The 21,357-nt window shown below is 40.2% G+C and carries 22 protein-coding genes and 1 rRNA gene; 8 read left to right on the top strand and 15 right to left on the bottom strand.

Features of this window, described 5'->3' with window-relative positions:
• Positions 1–211, bottom strand: a 16S ribosomal RNA gene (locus ACOZ9X_RS16795); the annotation flags it as partial.
• Positions 212–473: 262 nt separating this feature from the next.
• Positions 474–1,340 (bottom strand): nucleotidyltransferase-like protein, encoded by an 867-nt coding sequence (locus ACOZ9X_RS16790; RefSeq protein ID WP_423419190.1) that lies wholly within the window; start codon positions 1,338–1,340, stop codon positions 474–476.
• Between the two features lie 118 nt (positions 1,341–1,458).
• Here ACOZ9X_RS16790 and ACOZ9X_RS16785 point away from each other — a divergent pair, with 118 nt between their 5' ends.
• Complete coding sequence (locus ACOZ9X_RS16785) at positions 1,459–1,824, top strand: YgzB family protein (RefSeq protein WP_066286256.1); 366 nt, start codon at positions 1,459–1,461, stop codon at positions 1,822–1,824.
• Between the two features lie 34 nt (positions 1,825–1,858).
• On the opposite strand, the gene perR is transcribed toward ACOZ9X_RS16785, so the two are convergent.
• The 4 genes from perR to ACOZ9X_RS16765 all read right to left on the bottom strand — a co-directional run bounded on the left by perR (position 1,859) and on the right by ACOZ9X_RS16765 (position 5,300).
• On the bottom strand, positions 1,859–2,290 hold the full coding sequence (perR, locus tag ACOZ9X_RS16780; RefSeq protein ID WP_137792276.1) for a peroxide-responsive transcriptional repressor PerR: 432 nt from the start codon (positions 2,288–2,290) through the stop codon (positions 1,859–1,861).
• A 107-nt stretch (positions 2,291–2,397) separates the two neighbouring features.
• On the bottom strand, positions 2,398–2,946 hold the full coding sequence (locus ACOZ9X_RS16775; RefSeq protein ID WP_423419189.1) for a cob(I)yrinic acid a,c-diamide adenosyltransferase: 549 nt from the start codon (positions 2,944–2,946) through the stop codon (positions 2,398–2,400).
• A 1-nt stretch (position 2,947) separates the two neighbouring features.
• Positions 2,948–3,898: a D-2-hydroxyacid dehydrogenase gene (locus ACOZ9X_RS16770; RefSeq protein WP_423419188.1), complete on the bottom strand. Its 951-nt coding sequence runs from the start codon at positions 3,896–3,898 to the stop codon at positions 2,948–2,950.
• Positions 3,899–4,190: 292 nt separating this feature from the next.
• The gene (locus ACOZ9X_RS16765) at positions 4,191–5,300 is read right to left on the bottom strand and encodes an aminopeptidase (RefSeq protein WP_423419187.1); all 1,110 of its coding nucleotides are present in this window, start codon (positions 5,298–5,300) and stop codon (positions 4,191–4,193) included.
• 142 nt (positions 5,301–5,442) lie between these two features.
• On the opposite strand from ACOZ9X_RS16765, the gene ACOZ9X_RS16760 reads away from it, so the two are divergent.
• The gene (locus ACOZ9X_RS16760; RefSeq protein WP_423419186.1) at positions 5,443–5,625 is read left to right on the top strand and encodes an H-type small acid-soluble spore protein; all 183 of its coding nucleotides are present in this window, start codon (positions 5,443–5,445) and stop codon (positions 5,623–5,625) included.
• Between the two features lie 50 nt (positions 5,626–5,675).
• On the opposite strand, the gene bcp is transcribed toward ACOZ9X_RS16760, so the two are convergent.
• The 3 genes from bcp to ACOZ9X_RS16745 all read right to left on the bottom strand — a co-directional run bounded on the left by bcp (position 5,676) and on the right by ACOZ9X_RS16745 (position 7,277).
• Positions 5,676–6,146 carry a thioredoxin-dependent thiol peroxidase gene (bcp, locus tag ACOZ9X_RS16755; RefSeq protein ID WP_423419185.1) on the bottom strand — a complete coding sequence of 157 codons (471 nt, stop codon included), beginning with the start codon at positions 6,144–6,146 and terminating at the stop codon, positions 5,676–5,678.
• 65 nt (positions 6,147–6,211) lie between these two features.
• A complete protein-coding gene (locus tag ACOZ9X_RS16750) occupies positions 6,212–6,628 on the bottom strand; it encodes an ion channel (RefSeq protein WP_423419184.1) in 417 nt (138 codons plus the stop codon).
• A gap of 103 nt (positions 6,629–6,731) precedes the next feature.
• Positions 6,732–7,277, bottom strand: coding sequence for an NADPH-dependent FMN reductase (locus ACOZ9X_RS16745; protein ID WP_423419183.1), 546 nt, complete (start codon positions 7,275–7,277; stop codon positions 6,732–6,734).
• Positions 7,278–7,514: 237 nt separating this feature from the next.
• Between ACOZ9X_RS16745 and ACOZ9X_RS16740 the strand changes: the two genes are divergently transcribed.
• From ACOZ9X_RS16740 to ACOZ9X_RS16730, 3 genes are read left to right on the top strand one after another with little or no spacing between them, the layout of a single operon-like run.
• On the top strand, positions 7,515–8,561 hold the full coding sequence (locus ACOZ9X_RS16740) for a metalloregulator ArsR/SmtB family transcription factor (protein WP_423419182.1): 1,047 nt from the start codon (positions 7,515–7,517) through the stop codon (positions 8,559–8,561).
• Between the two features lie 14 nt (positions 8,562–8,575).
• Positions 8,576–9,502 carry an ABC transporter permease subunit gene (locus ACOZ9X_RS16735; protein ID WP_423419181.1) on the top strand — a complete coding sequence of 309 codons (927 nt, stop codon included), beginning with the start codon at positions 8,576–8,578 and terminating at the stop codon, positions 9,500–9,502.
• The gene (locus ACOZ9X_RS16730; protein WP_423419180.1) at positions 9,492–10,415 is read left to right on the top strand and encodes an ABC transporter permease; all 924 of its coding nucleotides are present in this window, start codon (positions 9,492–9,494) and stop codon (positions 10,413–10,415) included. The genes ACOZ9X_RS16735 and ACOZ9X_RS16730 overlap by 11 nt, the downstream gene beginning before the upstream one ends.
• A gap of 217 nt (positions 10,416–10,632) precedes the next feature.
• Here the strand turns inward: ACOZ9X_RS16730 and ACOZ9X_RS16725 are convergent, their stop codons facing one another.
• The 3 genes from ACOZ9X_RS16725 to ACOZ9X_RS16715 are packed head-to-tail and all read right to left on the bottom strand — an operon-like array spanning position 10,633 to position 13,225.
• Positions 10,633–11,418, bottom strand: a complete 786-nt coding sequence (locus ACOZ9X_RS16725; RefSeq protein ID WP_191755535.1) for an ABC transporter permease — start codon at positions 11,416–11,418, stop codon at positions 10,633–10,635.
• 6 nt (positions 11,419–11,424) lie between these two features.
• Positions 11,425–12,216: an ABC transporter permease gene (locus ACOZ9X_RS16720; protein ID WP_144703842.1), complete on the bottom strand. Its 792-nt coding sequence runs from the start codon at positions 12,214–12,216 to the stop codon at positions 11,425–11,427.
• Positions 12,209–13,225, bottom strand: a complete 1,017-nt coding sequence (locus tag ACOZ9X_RS16715; RefSeq protein ID WP_197195933.1) for an ABC transporter ATP-binding protein — start codon at positions 13,223–13,225, stop codon at positions 12,209–12,211. Before ACOZ9X_RS16715 ends, ACOZ9X_RS16720 begins: the two co-directional genes overlap by 8 nt.
• Positions 13,226–13,636: 411 nt before the next feature.
• On the opposite strand from ACOZ9X_RS16715, the gene ACOZ9X_RS16710 reads away from it, so the two are divergent.
• The 3 genes from ACOZ9X_RS16710 (at position 13,637) to ACOZ9X_RS16700 (ending at position 17,478) form a co-directional block, all read left to right on the top strand.
• Entirely contained in the window at positions 13,637–14,929 is a 1,293-nt protein-coding gene (locus tag ACOZ9X_RS16710) for a glutamate-1-semialdehyde 2,1-aminomutase (RefSeq protein ID WP_423419179.1), read from the top strand.
• 203 nt (positions 14,930–15,132) lie between these two features.
• Positions 15,133–16,203 (top strand): FUSC family protein, encoded by a 1,071-nt coding sequence (locus tag ACOZ9X_RS16705; RefSeq protein WP_423419178.1) that lies wholly within the window; start codon positions 15,133–15,135, stop codon positions 16,201–16,203.
• A 384-nt stretch (positions 16,204–16,587) separates the two neighbouring features.
• Positions 16,588–17,478 carry an NERD domain-containing protein gene (locus ACOZ9X_RS16700; RefSeq protein ID WP_423419177.1) on the top strand — a complete coding sequence of 297 codons (891 nt, stop codon included), beginning with the start codon at positions 16,588–16,590 and terminating at the stop codon, positions 17,476–17,478.
• A gap of 48 nt (positions 17,479–17,526) precedes the next feature.
• On the opposite strand, the gene ACOZ9X_RS16695 is transcribed toward ACOZ9X_RS16700, so the two are convergent.
• From ACOZ9X_RS16695 to ACOZ9X_RS16685, 3 genes are all read right to left on the bottom strand, one after another.
• On the bottom strand, positions 17,527–18,447 hold the full coding sequence (locus tag ACOZ9X_RS16695; RefSeq protein ID WP_423419176.1) for an ABC transporter permease: 921 nt from the start codon (positions 18,445–18,447) through the stop codon (positions 17,527–17,529).
• A gap of 11 nt (positions 18,448–18,458) precedes the next feature.
• Positions 18,459–19,463, bottom strand: a complete 1,005-nt coding sequence (locus tag ACOZ9X_RS16690; protein WP_423419175.1) for an ABC transporter permease — start codon at positions 19,461–19,463, stop codon at positions 18,459–18,461.
• Between the two features lie 288 nt (positions 19,464–19,751).
• Positions 19,752–21,353 (bottom strand): ABC transporter substrate-binding protein, encoded by a 1,602-nt coding sequence (locus tag ACOZ9X_RS16685; RefSeq protein ID WP_423419174.1) that lies wholly within the window; start codon positions 21,351–21,353, stop codon positions 19,752–19,754.
• Positions 21,354–21,357: the final 4 nt, after the last annotated feature.

The raw sequence follows: 21,357 nt of genomic DNA, 5'->3' as shown, positions 1-21,357 counted from the left end.
ACTTTCAAAAAGAAGAAATGCTTCTTCTCTTATTATCCGGTATTAGCCCCGGTTTCCCGGAGTTATCCCCGTCTTACAGGCAGATTACCCACGTGTTACTCACCCGTCCGCCGCTAAATCAGAGGAGCAAGCTCCTCATCATTCGCTCGACTTGCATGTATTAGGCACGCCGCCAGCGTTCATCCTGAGCCAGGATCAAACTCTCCGTAAAAGTGTTTGTCTTGCTCGATTTTAAAACTGACGGAATTAATTCTTAATTCCTTACCTATTTCTTTTGTTCAGTTTTCAAAGAACTGTGTGTTTCGTGTGTCGCTCGTTTTGGCGACTTTATTAGGATATCATCTTAAAAACAAGATGTCAACCTGTTTTTTTATCGTGTTTCCCGTCTGCAACAATGTTTCTGTGTGTCGCAGCGACAAGAAATAATATAGCACGATATAGATAACCAGGTCAACACCTTTTTAGAAAAAACTTTATTCTTTTATTGAGTAGTAACGATGATACAGGTTTTTGCTCTTGGTTTCACGCTTGATGGTTTTTATATAACCCTTATCTTTTAGGTGTGTAAGAATCATAGGAAGATCGATCGCATAGTCTTGTACCTCATCATGTTCCATTAACTCATGATAAGCCCACTCATCTTTTTGTTTGATAATACCCAACAGATGATGCGCACCCAATTTAGTTTTGGAAGATAAGGAGAACTCTGATGCTAGTAATAGAAGTTCTATTCTTTTATCAATCGTTTCTTCACCTGTTACAAGCTCTTCATACAGCTTAAAGATTTCTGGCTGAATCATCTTCACCTGGTTCCAAACTGTAACTTCTGGATAGTATCCATGCTCAATAACAGATAAACGAGCAAGGTGGTGAAGAGCGTGCATGATGTTGTTGAATGCATCTAAATAATGGCCGGAGTGAAAGAGTTCTTTTCCGTCGTTATAACGGCGAAGTAATTTTGCAAACTCAAGACCAATCTTATGTGTCCTCTCTTCAGCCGGAAACTCGTGAAGTCGGTCTCTTAATCTTGTTATGTACTCATTGCGATTAAATAGAACTTTCCCGTTCATTACCCAATCAACCGCTCTTCTGTTCGTTCCAAGCATCAACCAAGAATTAAGTAGTTGTTCTGTCACGATGTGAAGCGCAGCTGAAGTTGACTCAAATTCGTAGTGTTTGATCATCAAAGGCTGATCGGATTCTTTTACTATAATAAGAAGTATTGAATCAAAGTGATCCGTGCCAGGGCTGAATGGTTTATTTTTCTCAACAAAAAGCACACCTAATGTGTTTTCGTTGCTTGCTCTCTCCTGATACAGCGGGCGTAAAATATCTTCCATGAAGGTCATCTCCCATTTTAACAAAATCCTGTTTGTTACTTTCAACACCAAATAAAGAAATCCTTTTTCTTTTCCTAAGAGTTCATATGTTATACTAATGAACGGAGGAGGGACAGGTATGATAAAGTATACGAGCAAAATCAATAAAATACGTACGTTCGCTCTTAGCCTTGTGTTTATAGGTATTATCATCATGTATGCAGGCCTGTTTTTCAAGACAAGTTTTGTCGTTATGTCTATTTTTATGGTGATTGGGTTTATCGCAACGATCGCCAGTGCTGGCGTTTACTTCTGGATCGGTATGATTTCTACTCAGGCAGTACAGGTTGTTTGCCCAAACTGTGGAAAAGTAACAAAAGTACTCGGCCGTGTAGATGCATGTATGTCGTGTAACCAGCCACTTACGATGGATAAAGGTCTTGAGGGCGAAGAATTTGATGAAAAGTACAACTCTAAACGCCAAATGCGCAAAGAGAATAGATAAAGCTGACTTACCGTAGTGGAAAGTCAGCTTTTTTTTAATGTTTTCTTTTGCAATCCGGACATACTCCGTAAATTTCCATACGGTGTCGTCCTACATCAAAGCCTGTTACAGATTCGGCTAGACTCTCAACTTCATCTAGACCTGGATAATGAAAATCCACAATCTTCCCGCATGAGTCACAGATGATATGATAATGATCTGTCGTCACACAATCAAATCGGCTTGATGAATCCCCATAAGTGAGTTCTTTTACAAGACCCGCTTCTTTAAATACTCTAAGGTTATTGTAGACTGTTGCTACACTCATATTTGGAAACTTTCCCTCCAGCGCTTTGTAAATCTCATCAGCAGTCGGATGGGACATTGATTGGATAAGATGCTCTAAGATAGCATGACGCTGAGGCGTAATCCGTACACCTACTGATTTTAAGTTGTCGATTGCCGCATTTATTTTAGCGCTTGACATCGTCATGCACCCCATTTCTTTAAGAATTCTTACTTTATAATCGTTATAATTAGTCTACTGCTTTTCTACAGGTTTTGTCAATTGAAGTGTATGTATGCAGTATTCGATTATGAATGATCTTCGTGGAGAACTGGCTCTGTGACTTTCATTTGTTCGTTAACGTAACGTGCAGCAACAAAAAGGAAATCAGAAAGTCTGTTCAGATATGACAACACAAGTGGATTCACACCTTCAATTTCTACAGCAATACGTTCTGCTCGCCTTGCAATTGTTCTTGCCGTATGGAGTGCACTTGCAGATGGAGATCCTCCGGGTAGTATAAACTGTTTTAAAGGTTTCAGTCCTGCTTGCCATTCATCAATCGTCTCTTCAAGAAATGAGATATCTTCTTCTTTTAATTTCCACGCTACTTCTTTCCCTGCTGGAGTCGCTAGCTCAGCTCCAACATGAAAAAGAACAGTCTGTACTTTTTGCATTACTGTTGTAGCTTTTTCTGCCCATTCTTCCCTCGGCAGTAAACTCACGCCAAAGCCGATCATACTATTCGCTTCATCACACGTACCATACGCGTCTACGCGCACATCATTTTTAGCAACGCGTTCACCAAAGATTAAGGATGTTGTTCCTTTATCTCCAGTCTTTGTGTATATTTTCATATTAATACCCCCGGTCATATGGAATGATATTGATCATCTCTTCACGCTTATCATTTCGGTATAGAGTTAGATTATCACAAAAGATCTCAATCGCTCTTTCTTGATATTGATGTGAAATTCCTGAAAGGTGCGGCGTAACCGTTACGTTCTGCATATCCCATAATGGGCTTTCTTCTTTTAATGGCTCTTTTTCAAACACATCTAGAACAGCGTGGCCGATCTTCTCGGCTTGCAATGCTGTGATCAACTCTTCTTCGTCTACTGTTTTCCCTCTTCCTATATTAATGAATACGGCGTTCTGCTTCATTAGAGAAAAGGCACTCTTTCCAACGAATTGAAAAGTCTGTGGTGTTGATGGGAGAACGTTCGCGATAAAATCACATTCTTCATAAAGAGTGGAGATTCCTTCTTTATCCACGATTACATCACAGTTTTCAGCCGGATGTCCGGTTCTGTTAAATCCGATGGTTTTCATATTAAAAGCTTTCGCAAGTCTTGCTATCTCGCATCCAATTGCTCCTGTTCCTAATATTCCAAGCGTCTTTCCAGAAATCTCAGTCATCGGAACTTTTCGATCCCAGATATGTTGTTTTTGATTTTCTAGTAATAAGCTTGCTTTACGTGACACCTGCAGCATCATAGAGATCGTATATTCTGCCATAGGCGTTTTGTGTATGCCTCTTGCGTTCGTGATTAGAACATCTTGTTTTTCTAAAGCTTCAAAAGGCATTTTATCAAGGCCGGCTGAAATGACCATGATCCATTTTAATGCTTTGGCTTCTTCAACCAGCTCATTAGTCAGATCTTCACCATAGGATACTAAGAATTCTGCTTGATCAAGATACGCCTTAGCTTCTTTCATATTGTTATAAAAGTGGAATTCTTCTTTTGGGAACCGCTTCTTTAGTTCGTCCTTTATCTCATCTCTTAATCGTGCACTTGAAAGAATCATAAGAAACACCTTCTTTTCGTGTAATAGAAAAAGCGGGAACGTGCTCCCGCTTTTTAAGTTGTTGCTGTTTTGTTTAGGTTGTTTCGTATTAAAACGCTTCTTAAAGGGAGTTGATTTCCGCTCCAGGTGCTTCGCTTTCCGCGGGGCAGGCGGTGAGCTCCTTGCCGCTTTGCGCCCTTAAGGATCTCACCTGACCGCTTGTCCCGCAGGAGTCTCTCACCTTCCACTACAATCAACAAGCAATGAAGAAAACGAAATACCTCCAAAAGCAATAATACTTTGGAAAGAGCTTTTATTTAAGATTCTCAGGATTCAGCCCTTGTAGTTCTGGCAGAACGAACAAACCATCTTTTCTGATCAATACATCGTCAAAGTAGATCTCCCCGCCGCCGTACTCTGGACGCTGGATCAATACCATATCCCAGTGGATTCCTGATTCATTCCCGTTATATGCATCTTGATACGCTCTTCCAGGTGTGAAGTGAATGCTGCCGCCAATCTTTTCATCAAATAAGATATCTCCCATTGGATGCTGGATCAGAGGATTTACCCCGATTGCAAACTCTCCAACATAACGAGCGCCTTCATCTGTATTAAAGATCTCATTTAATTTTTCAGTGTTGTCTGAAGTCGCTTCAACGATTTTTCCGTCTTTGAATGTAAGTTTTACGTTGTTAAACGTTGTACCGTGATAAGGGCAAGGCGTGTTATATGTAATGGTTCCATTTACACTGTCTTTTACTGGTGCCGTGAATACTTCTCCATCCGGAATATTATTCTCACCTGCGCACATAACAGCTGGAATTCCTTTGATCGAGAACGTTAAATCTGTTCCTGGAGCTGTGATTCGAACTTTATCTGTTCTTTCCATCAAGGCATGAAGTGGTTTTTGCGCTTCAGCCATCGCTTTATAATCAACGTTACATACATCAAGCACAAAATCAGTGAACTTTTCTAAGCTCATTTTTGCCATTTGTGCGAGTCCTGTAGTTGGGTAGTTTAATAATACCCATTGTCGATCATTGATGATCATGTTTTGAACAGGCTTATTAATTTCAGCTTTCATCTGAAAGATTTCACTTGGAACTTCTGAGAACTCTGCATCATTATTTTTACATTGAATCGAGATATACGCGTCGATATCTTCAATGCGTGTCAGATCCCATTTCAACTGTGCCTCAGAGTGTTCTCTCGTAGAACCCATCATTAACGCACGGGAAATCTCTTCATCTGCAAGTTGAACGTAAGGAAAAGCTCCTAGTTTATATGTTTCTTGAACGAGTTCTTTTACGAGCGGCTTACCCGCTAAGAAAGAAGTAATAAGTACTTTTTGACCTTTTTCTACCTTTAATGAATGTGTCAGCAATGTTCTTGCTAGCGTCGTTAAGCGTTCGTCTCTCATTATGTATACCCCCGAATTTATCTGTTATAAAATTCACACTATTTCATTTTATCACGCATAAGCCATCATGCCTATTTATTAAGAAGGAAAAGCATAGTCTATCAGTCTCTGTTGCATACTAGTTGCCGTGGAGGTGAATGAATTGATAAACGTATCACGTGCTCAACAGATCATAGAGTCGGAAAAAGAGATCCTAGTGCTTCATAACGGAACTCCTGTATGGCTTCAATCTGTAGATGAAAACAACCAAACCGCTAGAGCTTACACAAGAGAACAACCCGATCATGAGATGGACATTCCTGTAACAGAACTTCAGGAGAGCTGATCCCTTGAATAAAAAGTGAAAAAGCCCCGATTTTTTTTCAGGGCTTTTTTCTATACTAAGTTTTCTTCTATAAATTTGAGTGCTTCTTCAACATGATCCTTCACTTTAACTTTACGATATTCTTTCGCGATGTTTCCTTGTCCATCAATAATAAATGTGGAGCGTTCGATTCCCATGTATTCCTTGCCAAAGTTCTTTTTCAGTTTCCACACATCGTAAAGCTCAGCAGCTTTATGCTCCTCATCTGCTAAAAGGATGAACGGCAGACCATGCTTCTCGATAAATTTGTCATGTCGAGCTAATGGATCAGGACTAACCCCAAGAATAACGGTATTCTGTTTCTTAAAGTCTTCGTGACGATCTCTAAAATCACATGCTTGCGTTGTACATCCTGGTGTCATATCTTTTGGATAAAAGTAGAGAACCACATTTTTTCCTTTAAAATCTTTTAATGCTACTTCTTCTCCATTACTTGCTGGCAATTTAAAATCTGGTGCTTTACTTCCTGTTTCTATCGTCATTGAGTTTAGACCTCCTTAAAGATTTATCTTCTTTAAGGGTAGCCTATTTCGTTATTTTTCAACAACTATTTTGCTGTTCTGTTGTGGTGAACAACTGAAGATAAAACGAAAGCAATCGGCAGCAAGTACCCGATCAGTGCTTGAAGCGCGGCAATCCACCTTCCCGCTCCAACAGGTACGATGTCTCCATAACCAACGGACAAAATCGTCGTGCTGCTAAAATAGATGCATGCTTCTATAAAAGAGAAAAAGTCACTCTGATTCAATTCTAGTTTTATCACAGGGTAGCCCATTAAAGAGATAAGTGCATATATGAGCCCGAATCCTGAAATGATCGTTCCATACACGATGAACAAAATCAGCAGATGACTCGCTGGCATGAGATGTTCTTTAATTCCAGGATGTTTAAAGAGCATCCATATACTTCTGATAATAAGACCAGCAGTTGTTATGAGTAATATTATTAGTATGGCATTTTCCATTCTGTCCACCTCTCTTTATCTTATGAAAAAGAGAAACTGAATAGGACAGCCTTATGATCAAAAAAAGACAGTCTGCTTATTCACAGACCGTCTTTACCTATTATTATTTTACTTTGTTAACTGAGACCACTTCTGTTAACTCTTTTAACTGAAGGGCTAATTCACGTACACGCGTTTGTGCTAATTCATCGACGAGTACGTTGCCTTCATCAAAATTAACCGGATCTGCAATAAATTGATCTGGCAGCACTAAGCTGTATACGCCACGAAGCACGGTACGAAGGTTGGTCAATGCGTTCATGCCGCCTTTTCCGCCACCTGCAGCAACAGCAATCGCTGATGGTTTATTCTTGAAATGCTTTCCTCCTAAGAAATCAAGCGCATTTTTTAGCGCTCCGCTTATCCCACTGTGATACTCTGGGCTTGTTACAAAGAACCCATCAGCTTGTTCAGCATACTCAGCTAATTTTTTTACCGCTTCATTCTGAGCTGTCGTAGCATCTCCTGTAAACAGAGGCAATTTATCAATCCCTACATCAAAATATAACACTTCCACATTCATTTGTTTCAACGTTTCAGCAGCAAACTGCGCAATTCCTCTTGTTCTTGATTCTGCTGTAGGACTTCCTGCGATAACCATGATTTTCATATGTAATTCCTCATTTCTGCTATGCAATGTAATTATGTTCATATCTTACAAGATAATGAAGGTTTATTTATAACATAAACACTTGATATGTACAAAATCAGGTCTTAAGTCCAGAAAATAATCATTGACTTATCACCTATTTGGATGTAAATTATTTGTAATTTTGGAAACCCCAAAAACTAATTCGATCTTTAGCTAATCAAATTATAAATCATTCATAATGAAAGGAAGATGTAAATGGCACTTGTTTCAGTTGACTTTTCTCCTTTTAACGAAATGGTCATGAGTCTCCACGTTATTCAAAATCCAGCTCACCACCCATATCGACTTGAATGGGCTGAAAAAGCAAAAAATAAATTACCGCAAGATCTTTTACTTTTAATCAAAGAATGGGGACCGCATTTTTACGACTGGATGTATTTCGTTAACATTCGAAACGAATTTCAATTTAATGAATCTACCGTCGAAGAGGCCATTGAACGTATAGCGCTCATACCAGATTTATCGTTTTCCTATCTCTTGCTAGGTGAGAAATATGGAAGTGACTCTTTGCTCAAGTGGAAAATCAGTCCTGCGTCAGCACCTCTTCACTCGATTGAACGAGACATTCTTTTACATGCAGCGGCTTGGAAAAGGAAATTTTGTGATTTCTTTTATGAATACAACCGTTACTTGTTTGCAGAAGAGCTTTTTAGAATTACGCCTTGGATTGCAAGAGCATCTGACAATTTCAAAAAAGAACTGAGTGACTCGAAAATCGAAAGTTTAAACAGCATTCATCCTGATGTTACAGTGACTTCTGATTCGATAAAAATTAAGAAGAATGACGTTTACTCGTTTTCGTTTGAAGAGTTTCCTAGACTCGTAATTCAGCCATCTACTTTCGCTACGCCACACGTCATGCTTTGCTGCAACCAAGAACGTGTTAGCATCGCCCTCCATGTTGCTGTTCCGGATTCAGAAAAAAATCCTGAACCACCTGAAGATTTAATTACCTTATTAAAGGCACTCAGTGAGCCAACAAGACTTAAAATTCTGCAAGACTTGCTTCACCATCCTTACAGCACAAAGCAACTCGCCTATAAATACAATCTCACTGAAGCTACCGTATCGAATCATTTAAAGCAGTTACTTTTATGCGGCTTAGCCGAAACGCAAAGAAAAGGCTATTACGTTTTTTATACTGGTAAGCGAGAACGACTGGAATCACTTCGAACAGATGTCGCTCAATTTATGCAGCAGCCTGTTTTGGACGAATATATTTTCACGGCAGACTTAACGTGAAAGGAAGACGATTCATGAGAAAGTTAACAATCTTTGTTCAGCCTTATTTATTAATGTGTATAGGAGTTGTTTTACTTTCTGCAACTCCGTCTTTATTTGCTGGAGAGAACAATTTGAAATTCAGCCTGTTTCGTTACGGACAGACTGTTATTGAAACAATTGTCCAACTAACCAAACCACATTCGTTAACTCTTTACACACAAACACAAACACTCGCCTTTCCTAAAATGCCCGAAAACCGCTCAGTAGAGTTTCTTGATCAGATCACTGAAAGACCATTATTTCCAGAGGTTTGGGGTATTGTCATCTATACTGCAGGACTCATCATAGCTAGTTTTACTATCGCTATCATTATGGCTATAGTACTTGGATGGATGACAGAACTGCTTCCTTCCATCTTTAAGAAAGTACTTCTAAAATGCTGCAGCCTGCTAGAATCGATGCCAGATTTGTTCTTTGTTTTTTGCATACAGCTATTCGTTGTTTGGATTTATAAGCAAACTGGGTGGCTTGCTGCAAATCCTTTTACATCCAGCAAAGAACCTGCTCTTTTGATTCCGCTTGCAACACTCAGTATTGTACCTGGTATCTATTTGTTTAGAATGATGCTATTACTTTTAGAGACAGAGGTGGATAAGGATTATATCACCTTTGCTCGTTCAAAAGGGATCAGTAAATCCGCTATAATTTTGAAACATCTTTTAAGTAACACCATCTCTGAACTCAATACACACTTCCCCATCATCATGCTTCTTTTATTCAGCCAGATGGTCGTATTGGAATACCTGTTTAATATGAATGGTGTTATTCAAATTCTATTAAGTGAACAGCCTTATGAAACGAAGGCTATGCTTTTACTGCTGATCGTCACTCCGTTATTTGCAGCAGTTAAAGGTTTACAAAAAGTGATCTTCAAGAGGAGCTATATTCATGCTGAGTAAAATTCCTCTTTTCTTTACAGGTTTCTTTTTGCTGCTGTTCATTTTGGCTGCTAGTATTGTCATTCCGATCGCATTTTCTGAACCTGAAGTAAACCAATTTCGATACTCTGATTCCTTAAAAAAATTGGACATTCCGCCTTATAGTCCTTCTAAAGAGAATTGGCTTGGTACAGATCGTATTGGAAAGGATTTATTTTATATCTTAGTTGACGGTGCCAAATATACGATTCTTTTTGCCTGTATCATTACGTTAGCAAGAATCTTAATTTCTGTTATTTTGGGATTGTTGTTTAAACGCTTGTTTAATAGCAGCTGGTTCAGCGGTCTGATCCAAAGCTTCCAATACGTTCCACCATCCCTTATTGTACTGCTGACTTTGTCGCCTTTTCTTTTTTACGAATTAAGAAATGAATCTGTGCTCTCAACTTCAGAAACATTATTTCTTCAGTTGCTTGTTCTTATTGCAGTTGGTGTTCTGCCGCTCGGAAAAATCATCGCTGAAACGACTGAACTGTTATCGAGGACGGATTATGTTATCTGTGCCAAACTCATGGGTGCTTCTTCCTTTCAAATCACAGCAAAACATATTTTTCCCCATTTATGGCCGAGACTGTTTGTTTTAGTCGGCCGCCAATTTGCACAAGTTCTAACGTTAATGCTTCACTTAGCAATCTATCATCTTTATATTGGCGGTGTGCAAATCACTTCCGGTCAAGAGCATGACCAATTCAACCATTATGCGTCGGTTTCTAATGAATGGACTGGATTAATCTCTGCTTATCACAAGGAACTAATGCTAGAGCCATTTATTGTTATGGTTCCTGTAACCGCTTTTGCCCTTTTGGTGCTTTGCATTAACATCATGACGAAAGATTTAGAACAGCATTTTAAGAATCGATCTTTGTCTAAATGAAATGGCTGTTTTTGTATTCATTGTTGCTTTTGAGAGTAGTTGATCTCCGTTTTAAATTGATCACTTTTCGCGGGGTAGGCGGTGTGCCACATTGGTACGTTTCACTTTCAAGTGTTATACCTGCCCAGCTGTCCTAGAACAATTTCGGAAAAATAAGTCTAGTATGGAAAATTAAACAACAAAAACCGCTCTCTCAATTAAGGAGAACGGTTTTTCTTTAGTTACCAGCGCCTCTATACTTTGTCACTCCAACGTTCCATAACGTTACAGCGATCAAGAAAAACACGATTCCAACAACCGGTGTTAAGAACGCATACGTATACCACTCTTCACGTTCTAAAAAATAGGAAGATGGATATACACCGACAAACGCGAACGGAAGGATCCACGTTAACACATACTTGATCACTTTGTTGTAGATATCAACTGGATATCTTCCGTAGTTGCCGATGTTGTACATCATCGGCATTATATCTGTTCTCGAATCAGACCAGAACCCGATCGTTGCAAGAGCAATAAAAATACCTGCATACACGAGTGCTCCGCCTATTACTAACAGAATGAAGATGAACGGATCGTACCAGCTGATCTCTAGACCCAGCTTATCACCTGCATAGAACATTACAACTAATCCTGTAACTACACCGAAAAGTGATTCTAGCTCCATTCGTTCGAGTACAATTTGAAAAAGACTGTGAACGGGTCTTGTTAAGATACGATCCATCTCGCCTTTTACAATATATCTGTCTGTAAAATCCCAAATATTAAAGAACGAAGCAAAGATCGAGAATGGAACTAAGAAGAATCCGTAAATAAAGATCATCTCATCCTTACTCCATCCGGCAAGAAGATTCGTATGGCCGAATACGACCAGGATAAAAACTAAATTTACCGCTTGAAATAATAGATCTGAAAAGATTTCGACGATCATATCAGCACGATACGTAAGCCTTGTTTTTAAATATTGTCCGACGTATTGAAAAAAGATTGAAATATACTCCATCTGCTTCTAACCCCCTTGAACCACAAGCTGACGCTTCGCCAAAATCCATAGCCCATACACCGGAATGATAAGGAGTAGCGACCATATTGCTTGGTTAAGAAGGGCTTCATAGATCTGTGAGCCTTTAAACCCTTCAGTAAAAATCATACTCGGGATATAGCTGATCCCTTGAAACGGCAAGTAGCTCATCACGTTCTGAGCCCACATCGGATAGAAACTGAGCGGTAAGATAAGTCCAGAAAACAAATCGATCACGACACGTTTTGCCCGAATCAAGCCATCATTATTAAATAAGAAGAAAGTTGCGATTCCAGCTAACAGATTGATCTGTGTGTTAATGATGAAACTGAACGTGATCGATAGGAAAAATAACAACCATGTACTTGCGTTCGTGGATAATTCAATAGGAAACACGAGCGCTACGATGATCATTCCAGGAACAGAGAAAAATAAAAGCCTGAAGATTCCTTCGCCTAAGCCCTGCATCATCTTCATGTTTAAATACGGATAAGGACGGACCATCTCAACGGCCACTTTTCCTTCTTTAATCTCCATCGCAATCTCTCGGTCGATGTTGTTAAAATAAAAGGCTCTTGCCATCCACGCCACAGCTATATACGTTGTCATCTGAGTGATAGAAAGACCTTGTATGTTTTCTTTTCCTCCATAGATGGCACTCCATAGAAAGTAATAAGCTCCTATATTAATGCTATAAATGAGTATTCCACTGTAATAGTTCGTCCGGTATGCAAGCATCATTAAAAAACGGATGCGAATCATCTCGATATACTTACCCATGACGAACAGCACCTTCAACATAAATATTTCGGATGATCTCTTCTGTTGATATCTCAAGAATCTTCAAGTCAGCAATCTTTTTAGCTGCAGTCACTTTTCCGATCACACCTGAAATCACGGTCTCGTCAGCATCAACCGAAGCAACCCATACTAGGTCACTCTCTCCTTTTTCCCAAACCACAAGATGTTCTTGTGTAAGATGCTGCAACTCTTCCAACGTTGCTTTTTCACTAAACTGAAACTGAATCTGTTTTCCTTCTGCCCAATTTTCACGAAGCTCTTTTAGTGGTCCATCATAAATAATTTTTCCTTCATCAAGCATAACCACTCGTTCACAAAGCGCTTCAATATCTGAAAGGTCATGCGTTGTTAAAAGAATCGTCGTACCGTATTTCTCGTTAATTCTCTTTAGAAACTCACGAATTTTTAACTTTACGAGCACATCAAGTCCGATTGTCGGCTCGTCCAGAAACAATAGCGGCGGATTATGAATAAGAGCTGCAGCAAGTTCACAGCGCATGCGTTGTCCGAGTGAAAGTTTGCGGACAGGCTTGTCGAGCAACGGTCCGATATCAAGCGTCTCGATCACATCTTTCATATGCTCTTCATACTGTTGATCCGGCACATTGTAGATTTTCTTTAATAATCTGAAAGACTCTTGAACAGCGATATCCCACCATAACTGCGATCTTTGGCCAAAGACGACGCCAATCGTTTTTACAAACTTCTCCCGCTCTTTATGCGGATTCATACCGTTAACAACAATTTTTCCGTCAGTCGGCGTGAGGATCCCTGTCAGCATTTTAATGGAAGTCGACTTACCTGCACCGTTCTCCCCGATATAACCGACCATCTCTCCTTTTTTTATCGTAAAAGAGATGTCATCTACTGCTGTCTTGATTGTATAGTTTCGTGTAAAAAGATCCCGAAACGCCCCCTTCAGACCTGATCGGCTGGAGAAGGATTTAAATTCTTTTTTTAAACCTTGTACATCTATAATGTTCTGCATAGAAATGCCTCCGTAATTTATAGGTATTAGACTCTTTTTAAAAGATTGCTGCTTGACGTTTGTAGCATCTTTCTTCAATGACAAGTTGATTGTAGCGCAAGGTGCGAGACTCCTGCGGGACAGGCGGGCAGGTGAGACATTTAAGAGTGAAACGTTCGAATGTGGCTCACCGCCTGCCCCGCGGAAAGCGAGCATCCTGGAGCGGAAATCAACCACTTTCAAGAGCAACCATTTTTCCAATTTCATGCAAGAGAAACTCAAGGCACTCGAATAGTTTACTCCAATCCCGTTCATAAACTCAAATAGTTGAGACTATCTTTTCATAGTTTCCCATCCCTGTTCCTCACGCTTATTCATGCTACAATATGTATTGAACTTAACTGACGTATCGTTTACAGGAGGTATTTATAGATGAATCACACGAAATCTGAAGCTCTATATGATGAAGCGCTTCTACATATTGTTGGCGGTGTAAACAGTCCATCCCGATCTTTTAAAGCAGTTGGCGGTGGTGCACCTGTATTTATGGAACGCGCACAAGGCGCATACTTTTGGGATGAAGACGGCAATCGTTACATCGATTACTTAGCTGCTTATGGTCCTATTATTACCGGACATGCTCATCCTCATATCACAAAGGCGATCGTGAAAGCTGCAGAAAATGGCGTGCTTTATGGAACGCCTACTTCTCTTGAAGTGAAATTTGCGAAGATGTTAAAAGAAGCGATGCCTGCTATGGATAAAGTTCGTTTCGTAAACTCTGGAACAGAGGCGGTCATGACAACGATCCGCGTTGCTCGTGCTTATACAGGACGCGATAAGATCATCAAGTTTGCCGGTTGCTATCACGGGCATTCTGATCTCGTACTAGTTGCTGCTGGATCCGGCCCTTCTACACTTGGAACTCCAGACTCAGCTGGTGTTCCAAAATCAATCGCGCAAGAAGTGATCACTGTTCCATTTAATGATGTTGAAGCTTATAAGGCTGCAATGGAAAAATGGGGTGACCAGATCGCTGCCGTTTTAGTTGAACCGATCGTTGGAAACTTTGGGATCGTTGAACCCAAAGAAGGCTTTTTGAAAGCTGTTAACGATATCACCCATGAGCATGGTGCACTTGTAATCTATGATGAAGTAATTACGGCTTTTCGTTTCATGTATGGAGGCGCACAAGATCTTTTAGGTGTAAAACCTGACATGACAGCGCTCGGAAAGATTATCGGTGGCGGTCTGCCAATCGGCGCATATGGCGGTAAACAAGAGATTATGGAAAAAGTAGCACCACTCGGACCTGCGTACCAAGCAGGAACGATGGCAGGAAACCCCGCATCGATCTCAGCAGGTATTGCTTGTTTAGAAGTTTTAAAACAAGAAGGCGTTTACGAAGAAATGGACCGCTTGGGTGCAATCCTTGAAAAAGGTTTGCTTGAACAAGCCGAGAAATATGGTGTCTCCGTAACGATCAACCGCTTGAAAGGTGCTTTAACGCTCTATTTTTCCAACGAAAAAATTGAGAACTATGTACAAGCAGAAGCAACAGATGGTGAGATTTTCGGAAGATACTTCAAACATATGCTTCATGAAGGAATCAATCTCGCTCCATCTAAATACGAAGCGATGTTCTTAACAACTGCACACACCGAAGAAGACGTTCGCGAAACAATCGAAGCAGCTGGGAGAGCATTCAGCTCACTAAGTTTTTAGGTAAATGAAAGAATCCGTCCTCACACGGATTCTTTTTTTGATTTAAGGGAAAACCTGTAATAGAGGGTCTATGATTTTCATAAAGTATATAGGTGTGTACTTTTCACAATTTGTTAACAGATATTTACTTGATTAAAAGGACGAAACAGTTTATAGTGTTTGAGATTATTAACATTTTTTATGAGAAAGGAATTATCGCAGTTATGAAACTAGGAGCCCGAATGATTAAAACGGGTTTAGCCATTTCTTTATCGATCTACTTAGCGATGTTGTTTCAATTGGAGCAACCAGCCTTTGCCGCGATTGCCGCTACATTTGCGATCCAGCCATCCATCTATAGATCGTATCAAACCATTTTAGAACAAGTTCAAGGTAACTTGGTTGGCGCCATTTTTGCTATCATTTTTGTTATTCTATTAGGCAATAACCCTTTTGTTATCGGATTCGTTGTCGTACTTGTTATCGCAGCGAACTTAAAGATGAAGATTGAGAAAACGATACCGTTATCCATCGTTACCGTAATCGTAATCATGGAGAGCCATACAGAGAACTTTATCGGTTTTGCGATCGATCGTTTCTTATTGATCATGCTCGGCGTATTATCAGCGTTCTTAGTTAACCTGGTATTCATGCCGCCTAAATATGAAACGAAGCTGTATTATAAAATTTCCGATCACACGGACGAAATCATAAAATGGATTCGCATGATCACCCGTCATGCTACAGAACATAGTGCCTTGAAAGAGGATCTGCCACGCTTAAAAGAAAACCGCTTTAAGATGGATCAATATTACTTATTGTATAAAGAAGAACGTACGTATTTAAGAAGCAATAAGTATACTAAAACACGTAAGCTGGTTCTTTACCGCCAGATGATTCAAACTACAAACAAAGCACTTGAACTGTTGAAGAGCCTTCACCGTCATGAAAATGAGTTGAACAACATGCCTGAACCTCTTCAAGAACTGATTCAATTAAAACTGGATGGCTTAACCAACTTCCACGAACAGATGTTGTTGAAGTACACGGACAAAATCCGTGCACAGCATACGCTCGATATGGATGAGGCCATCAACAAAAAAGCACTCATGACCTGTATTATGAGCTATTACAAAAACCCAGAGAACGAAGATTGGATTGAACTGTTCCCCGTCTTCGCCCTGATCATAGACTACGCAGACCAATTGGAGCATTTGAACACATTGGTGGAAAGCTTTAAGAACTACCACCAGGAAGATAGTGAAGTACAGTTGGATCAGCGGTTTGAGGATTAATATTGTGTATTGGAAGCCAACCCTTTGTTTGAGGGTTGGTTTTTTTGTTGTTTGTGGAGTGTTTTTAGGTGGTTTTGCGAAGGGCGGCGCGCGAATTTCGTCGTAATTTGCAAACTCGCTGTTATATGATAAAAACTCGCCGTATTAAGTTGAATTCTCGCCGTATTATAGTCAATATTTCTAGAATTAATTAGATTGGAATTCATTAATTAGGAAAGTTCTATTTGCATTACACTTATGAATGCTGCAAACTAGGAAAAATTAATATGTAATTAATGTAAAGGAGAGATTTTTACTAAAAATGATAGAAAAGCTCCACCTATAGTTATAAAATTATCCAAATTAATAAGAAGAACACCTCTAAACCATTCAAAAAGAAAAGAATTGCTAGAACAATTGCGAAATCATTCCTCTGGGCACAAGGGTGAACAATCTTTAAACTATTTTTATCGCTACTTACCTAAAAATGACGTCTATTTACTTCACGGAATTCGAATTCTCCATGATAACTACTATTTCCAAATGGATACTCTAGTCATTACTCCCAATTTCATAACAATATTAGAAATAAAGAACCTGACAGGACATCTATTCTTTGATGATAATTTTTCACAACTCATCAGAACATATGACGGAAAGAAAGAAGCGTTCTCTAATCCAATCGAACAGGTTAAACGGCAAAGATATCACTTAAATGAAATACTTCTCCAACAGAAATACTCTGCTCCCATCCCCATTGAATCTCTTGTAGTCATGACCAATCCAAATGTGATCATTGAAGCTTCTCCTACATATAAAGAAGCTTATGAAAAAGTAATTAAAAGCCCTAGTCTACAACAGAAATTCCAAGAGTTCATACAAATGAACAATCAAACTGTCCTAACACAAAAACAAATTAAAAAACTAATAAAATACCTTTCCAAAGTAAGTTCATCTTATGATCCAGATGTTTGTGAACTTTTTGAGATTAATAAAAGAGATTTAATAACCGGCGTTTTGTGTTCATCATGTGATCAATCAATCATGACATATGTATGGGGTTCCTGGCATTGCCACTCTTGCAATACTTCCTCAAAAATTGCTCATGTTGAAGCTTTACAAGACTACGCATATTTAATTTCTACTGAAATATCCAATCGTGAGGCTATGAAATACTTACATTTAAATTCAAGTTATCAAACTAACCATTTATTTCGATCTCTGAAGCTTCCTACATCAGGTTCAACAAAATCCCGCAAATACAACCTCAAACCCCTCCTAGAAAAAACCACATAAAAAAAAGAAGCTCAGCTAAAGCCAAGCCTCCTCATCTACAATTAATCTCTAACTCTTCATCCGTGGATCTAGTGCATCACGCAGACCATCACCCATCAGGTTGAATCCGAGTACCGTGAGCATGATCGCTAAGCCTGGGAACAATACGGTCCATGGCGCTTGAATGATAAAGTCTTTTGAATCTGCGAGCATCTTACCCCACTCTGGAGTTGGTGGCTGTGCACCCATTCCTAGGAATCCAAGTGCAGCTGCTTCAATGATCGCCGTTGCGATCGCAAGCGTTCCTTGAACAATAATTGGAGCGAGACTGTTCGGCAGGATATGATGGATCAGAATCCTGAAGTCGCTCATTCCGATTGCACGAGCCGCTGTAATGTATTCTTCTTCTTTTACACTAAGCACTCTCGAGCGCAATAAGCGTCCGAACGTTGGAATGTTGATAATCGCAATCGCGATCAACGCGTTTTTTAATGATGGTCCTAATACCGATACTACCGCAATAGCAAGTAAGATACTTGGGAACGCAAGCAAAATATCAAAAATGCGAGATATGATGCCATCTATCCATCTTCCATAATATCCTGCAACGATACCTAAGAAGGAACCTACGATAACTGATCCAGCTACCGAGAAAAAACCAACCCAAAGGGAGACACGAGCACCGTGGATAATGCGACTTAAGATATCACGACCAAATTCGTCGGTACCAAACCAATGTTCAGCAGATGGTGCGATATGTTTATCTCTTAGCTCACCTTCACTGATGCCATAAGGCGCGATCAGGTCCGCGAATATGGCAATAACGATGAACACCGAAACAATCGATAAACCGACAAGAGCGATCTTATTCTTTTTAAAGCTTCTCCAAGCATCTTTCCAAGGAGAGATTACTTTGTCTTCCACAGGTTCCACTGGCATATGCTGTGGCTGCGGAACTACGGGAGGTGTTGATCTTGTGAGTTCTGACATTCTAATCCCTCCTACTTGAATTTAATTCTCGGGTCAATTGCTGCGTACAGCAAATCAACGAGTAGATTGATTAATACGAAAATCGTTGCGACGACTAAGATACCAGATTGGATAACCGGATAATCACGATACGAGATCGCATCATAAATGTATGTACCAATGCCTGGCCATCCGAAGATCGTCTCCGTCAGAATCGCACCGCCCAATAGCAGTCCTGTCTGAAGACCGATAACGGTTACTACTGGGATTAACGCGTTTTTCAATGAATGCTTATACACGACCCAGAACATTTTCATTCCTTTTGCACGTGCGGTTCGGATATAATCTGAACGCATAACTTCAAGCATGCTTGACCGGGTCATACGCGCAATGATTGCCATTGGAATCGTAGCAAGTGCAACTCCAGGCAAGATGAGATGTTTGACTACCTCAACAAACTGATCCATTCTTCCTTGAATCAAAGTGTCGATCAAATACAGATGCGTGATCGGATCAACCGGAACACGAATGTTGTCGCGACCCGTAGTCGGTAGAAGATCAAAGTGAATAGAGAATACATATTGCTCCATTAATCCAAGCCAGAAGATCGGCATAGAAACACCCACTAGCGCAAGAACCATAGCCGTATAATCGAACCAAGAGTTTTGGAACCATGCAGAAATGATACCTGCATTAACTCCGATTACGATCGCAATAACCATTGCAACAAAAGCAAGTTCCATCGTTGCGGCTAAATATGGCCACACTTCTTGTGCGATCGGTACGTTTGTTTTTAATGAAACACCAAGGTCTCCAGTAAAAAGACCTGTTAAATAATCAATAAATTGCGTATACCATGGCTGGTCTAACCCAAGTCGCTTCGTTAAAGATGCAACAGCTTCCTTTGTGGCCTGCTGCCCTAAAATTAATTGTGCTGGATTACCCGGGATAGCGCGAATCATCATGAACACGATAAATGTCATCCCTAAAAGTACAGGAACGAGCGTTGCTAACCGTCTGATCGTATAGGCAAACATAGGGTCACCTCTTTCTTAAGAAGAATTACAAGTATGTTAGGTTACGAGTTGTTATTCTTGAAAGGCGTTGCTTTCCACTCCAGGATGCTCGCTTTCCGGGGGGGCTTGCGGTGAGCCTCTTAGCGTTAGGCGCTATTAAGAGTCTCACCTGTCCCGCTGATCCCCCAGGAGTCTCGCACCTTACTTTCCAATCAACGTATCAAAGGGGTTATGAAAGACTACCTTCTAGAGAATCGTTTTCCAAAAAAAGAGGAGCAGGCTATTTTAGGCCATACTCCCCGCCATACATTATTCGAAAGATACGTCCGCGAAAGATTGAGAACCTGTAGGATGTGGAACGAATCCTTTAATCTTGCTTGCTCCAGCTAATTGAGGCTTAGAGTGAACAAGTGGTACCCATGGAGCATCTTCATGAATGATAACTTGTGCTTGTTTGTAAAGCTCTTCACGCTTCGCTTCGTCAGCCGTTGTTTGAGCTTCAACTAAAAGCTTATGAACGTCTTCGTTCGCATAACGAGAGTAGTTGTTAGAATCGATCGTGTCTTTGTCAAGAAGCGTATAAAGGAAGTTATCCGCGTCTCCATTGTCACCTGTCCAACCTAACATGAACATTGGCGCTTCACCTTTTTGAACTTTCTCAAGGTAAGTACCCCACTCGAATGTAACGATGTTCGCTTTAATATTCACTTTTGCAAGTTTCGCTTGAATCGCTTCAGCTACTTTTTGACCGTTCGGCATATATGGACGTGCTACAGGCATTGCCCAAAGATCCATCTCAAATCCTTTTTCCATACCTGCTTTAGCTAAAAGTTCTTTTGCTTTTGCTTCGTCATATTCACGATCTTGAATCTCATCGTTGTATCCAGCGATTGAAGGAGGCATTGGGTTCTTAGCCGGCTCAGCTGTTCCTTCATAGAAGTTGTCGATGATCGCTTGCTTGTCGATCAAGTGGCTGATCGCCTGACGTACTTCTTTTTTATCAAATGGCGCCTTTTCAACGTTAAATCCTAGGTAACCAACGTTCATTGAAGGACGTTCGAACAATTGAAGCTTTCCATTGTCTGAAACTTTTTTCATATCAGATGGATTAAGAGCATCCATTAAGTCGATTTCGCCTTTCGTTAATGCGTTTAAACGAGAAGAGTTGTCTTTGATTACTTTAAACGTTACGCCATCAAGTTTTGGCATATCATTTATCCAATAGTCAGCATTCTTTTCAAGAACGATCGTATCGTTTGGCTTCCAGCTCTTAAATTTGAAAGGACCTGTACCAACTGGCTCTTTGCTTAGCTTGTCGCCATCTAATGATTTAGGGCTCGCGATTGCGAACGGGCTCATCGCTACGTTCTTTAAGAATGGAGCTTGTGGCTTGTTCAATGTAATAACTACTGTGTAGTCACCTTCCGCTTTTACATCTTTAATGACGTGTCCTTCGTCACCTTCAAATCCACCAAACATAGATCCGTAGTATGCGAATTTCTCGCCGTCTTTACTTTGTGCCCAACGGTCAAAGTTCTTTACAACTGCATCCGCGTTGAACTTCTCGCCATCGTGGAACTTAACACCTTCTTCAAGTGTGAACGTGTACGTTAATCCATCGTCAGAAATCTTCCATTCTTTTGCAAGACCTGCAACGATATCTGTATTATCTTTTCCGTAGTTTACAAGTGGCTCATAGATTTGCTCGGTTACGATGAAAGATTCACCGTCAGTTACAACAGCTGGATCAAGTGCAACAGAGTCACCGCCACGACCGTAGATCATGACATTGTTTGGATCGACTTTATCATCGTCTCCACCTTTGCTGCTATCTCCGCCTGATGAACACCCTGCCAACGCTAGAGATAAAGCAAGCATTAAAGCAAATAAAGTTAATAAACTTTTCTTCATCTTC

It is taken from the genome of Fictibacillus nanhaiensis (genome assembly GCF_049537595.1).
Taxonomy (GTDB): domain Bacteria; phylum Bacillota; class Bacilli; order Bacillales; family Fictibacillaceae; genus Fictibacillus; species Fictibacillus nanhaiensis_F.
Note: the sequence above shows the minus strand (reverse complement) of the source record. Positions and strands in the feature narration are given on the sequence as shown.

What these genes read in the sequence shown, in the direction of transcription:
- ACOZ9X_RS16790 (WP_423419190.1), bottom strand. Translation starts at nt 1,340, where the DNA reads ATGGAAGATATTTTACGCCCGCTGTATCAGGAGAGAGCAAGCAACGAA.
- ACOZ9X_RS16785 (WP_066286256.1), top strand. Translation starts at nt 1,459, where the DNA reads ATGATAAAGTATACGAGCAAAATCAATAAAATACGTACGTTCGCTCTT.
- perR (WP_137792276.1), bottom strand. Translation starts at nt 2,290, where the DNA reads ATGTCAAGCGCTAAAATAAATGCGGCAATCGACAACTTAAAATCAGTA.
- ACOZ9X_RS16775 (WP_423419189.1), bottom strand. Translation starts at nt 2,946, where the DNA reads ATGAAAATATACACAAAGACTGGAGATAAAGGAACAACATCCTTAATC.
- ACOZ9X_RS16770 (WP_423419188.1), bottom strand. Translation starts at nt 3,898, where the DNA reads ATGATTCTTTCAAGTGCACGATTAAGAGATGAGATAAAGGACGAACTA.
- ACOZ9X_RS16765 (WP_423419187.1), bottom strand. Translation starts at nt 5,300, where the DNA reads ATGAGAGACGAACGCTTAACGACGCTAGCAAGAACATTGCTGACACAT.
- bcp (WP_423419185.1), bottom strand. Translation starts at nt 6,146, where the DNA reads ATGACGATAGAAACAGGAAGTAAAGCACCAGATTTTAAATTGCCAGCA.
- ACOZ9X_RS16750 (WP_423419184.1), bottom strand. Translation starts at nt 6,628, where the DNA reads ATGGAAAATGCCATACTAATAATATTACTCATAACAACTGCTGGTCTT.
- ACOZ9X_RS16745 (WP_423419183.1), bottom strand. Translation starts at nt 7,277, where the DNA reads ATGAAAATCATGGTTATCGCAGGAAGTCCTACAGCAGAATCAAGAACA.
- ACOZ9X_RS16740 (WP_423419182.1), top strand. Translation starts at nt 7,515, where the DNA reads ATGGCACTTGTTTCAGTTGACTTTTCTCCTTTTAACGAAATGGTCATG.
- ACOZ9X_RS16735 (WP_423419181.1), top strand. Translation starts at nt 8,576, where the DNA reads ATGAGAAAGTTAACAATCTTTGTTCAGCCTTATTTATTAATGTGTATA.
- ACOZ9X_RS16730 (WP_423419180.1), top strand. Translation starts at nt 9,492, where the DNA reads ATGCTGAGTAAAATTCCTCTTTTCTTTACAGGTTTCTTTTTGCTGCTG.
- ACOZ9X_RS16725 (WP_191755535.1), bottom strand. Translation starts at nt 11,418, where the DNA reads ATGGAGTATATTTCAATCTTTTTTCAATACGTCGGACAATATTTAAAA.
- ACOZ9X_RS16720 (WP_144703842.1), bottom strand. Translation starts at nt 12,216, where the DNA reads ATGGGTAAGTATATCGAGATGATTCGCATCCGTTTTTTAATGATGCTT.
- ACOZ9X_RS16715 (WP_197195933.1), bottom strand. Translation starts at nt 13,225, where the DNA reads ATGCAGAACATTATAGATGTACAAGGTTTAAAAAAAGAATTTAAATCC.
- ACOZ9X_RS16710 (WP_423419179.1), top strand. Translation starts at nt 13,637, where the DNA reads ATGAATCACACGAAATCTGAAGCTCTATATGATGAAGCGCTTCTACAT.
- ACOZ9X_RS16705 (WP_423419178.1), top strand. Translation starts at nt 15,133, where the DNA reads ATGAAACTAGGAGCCCGAATGATTAAAACGGGTTTAGCCATTTCTTTA.
- ACOZ9X_RS16695 (WP_423419176.1), bottom strand. Translation starts at nt 18,447, where the DNA reads ATGTCAGAACTCACAAGATCAACACCTCCCGTAGTTCCGCAGCCACAG.
- ACOZ9X_RS16690 (WP_423419175.1), bottom strand. Translation starts at nt 19,463, where the DNA reads ATGTTTGCCTATACGATCAGACGGTTAGCAACGCTCGTTCCTGTACTT.
- ACOZ9X_RS16685 (WP_423419174.1), bottom strand. Translation starts at nt 21,353, where the DNA reads ATGAAGAAAAGTTTATTAACTTTATTTGCTTTAATGCTTGCTTTATCT.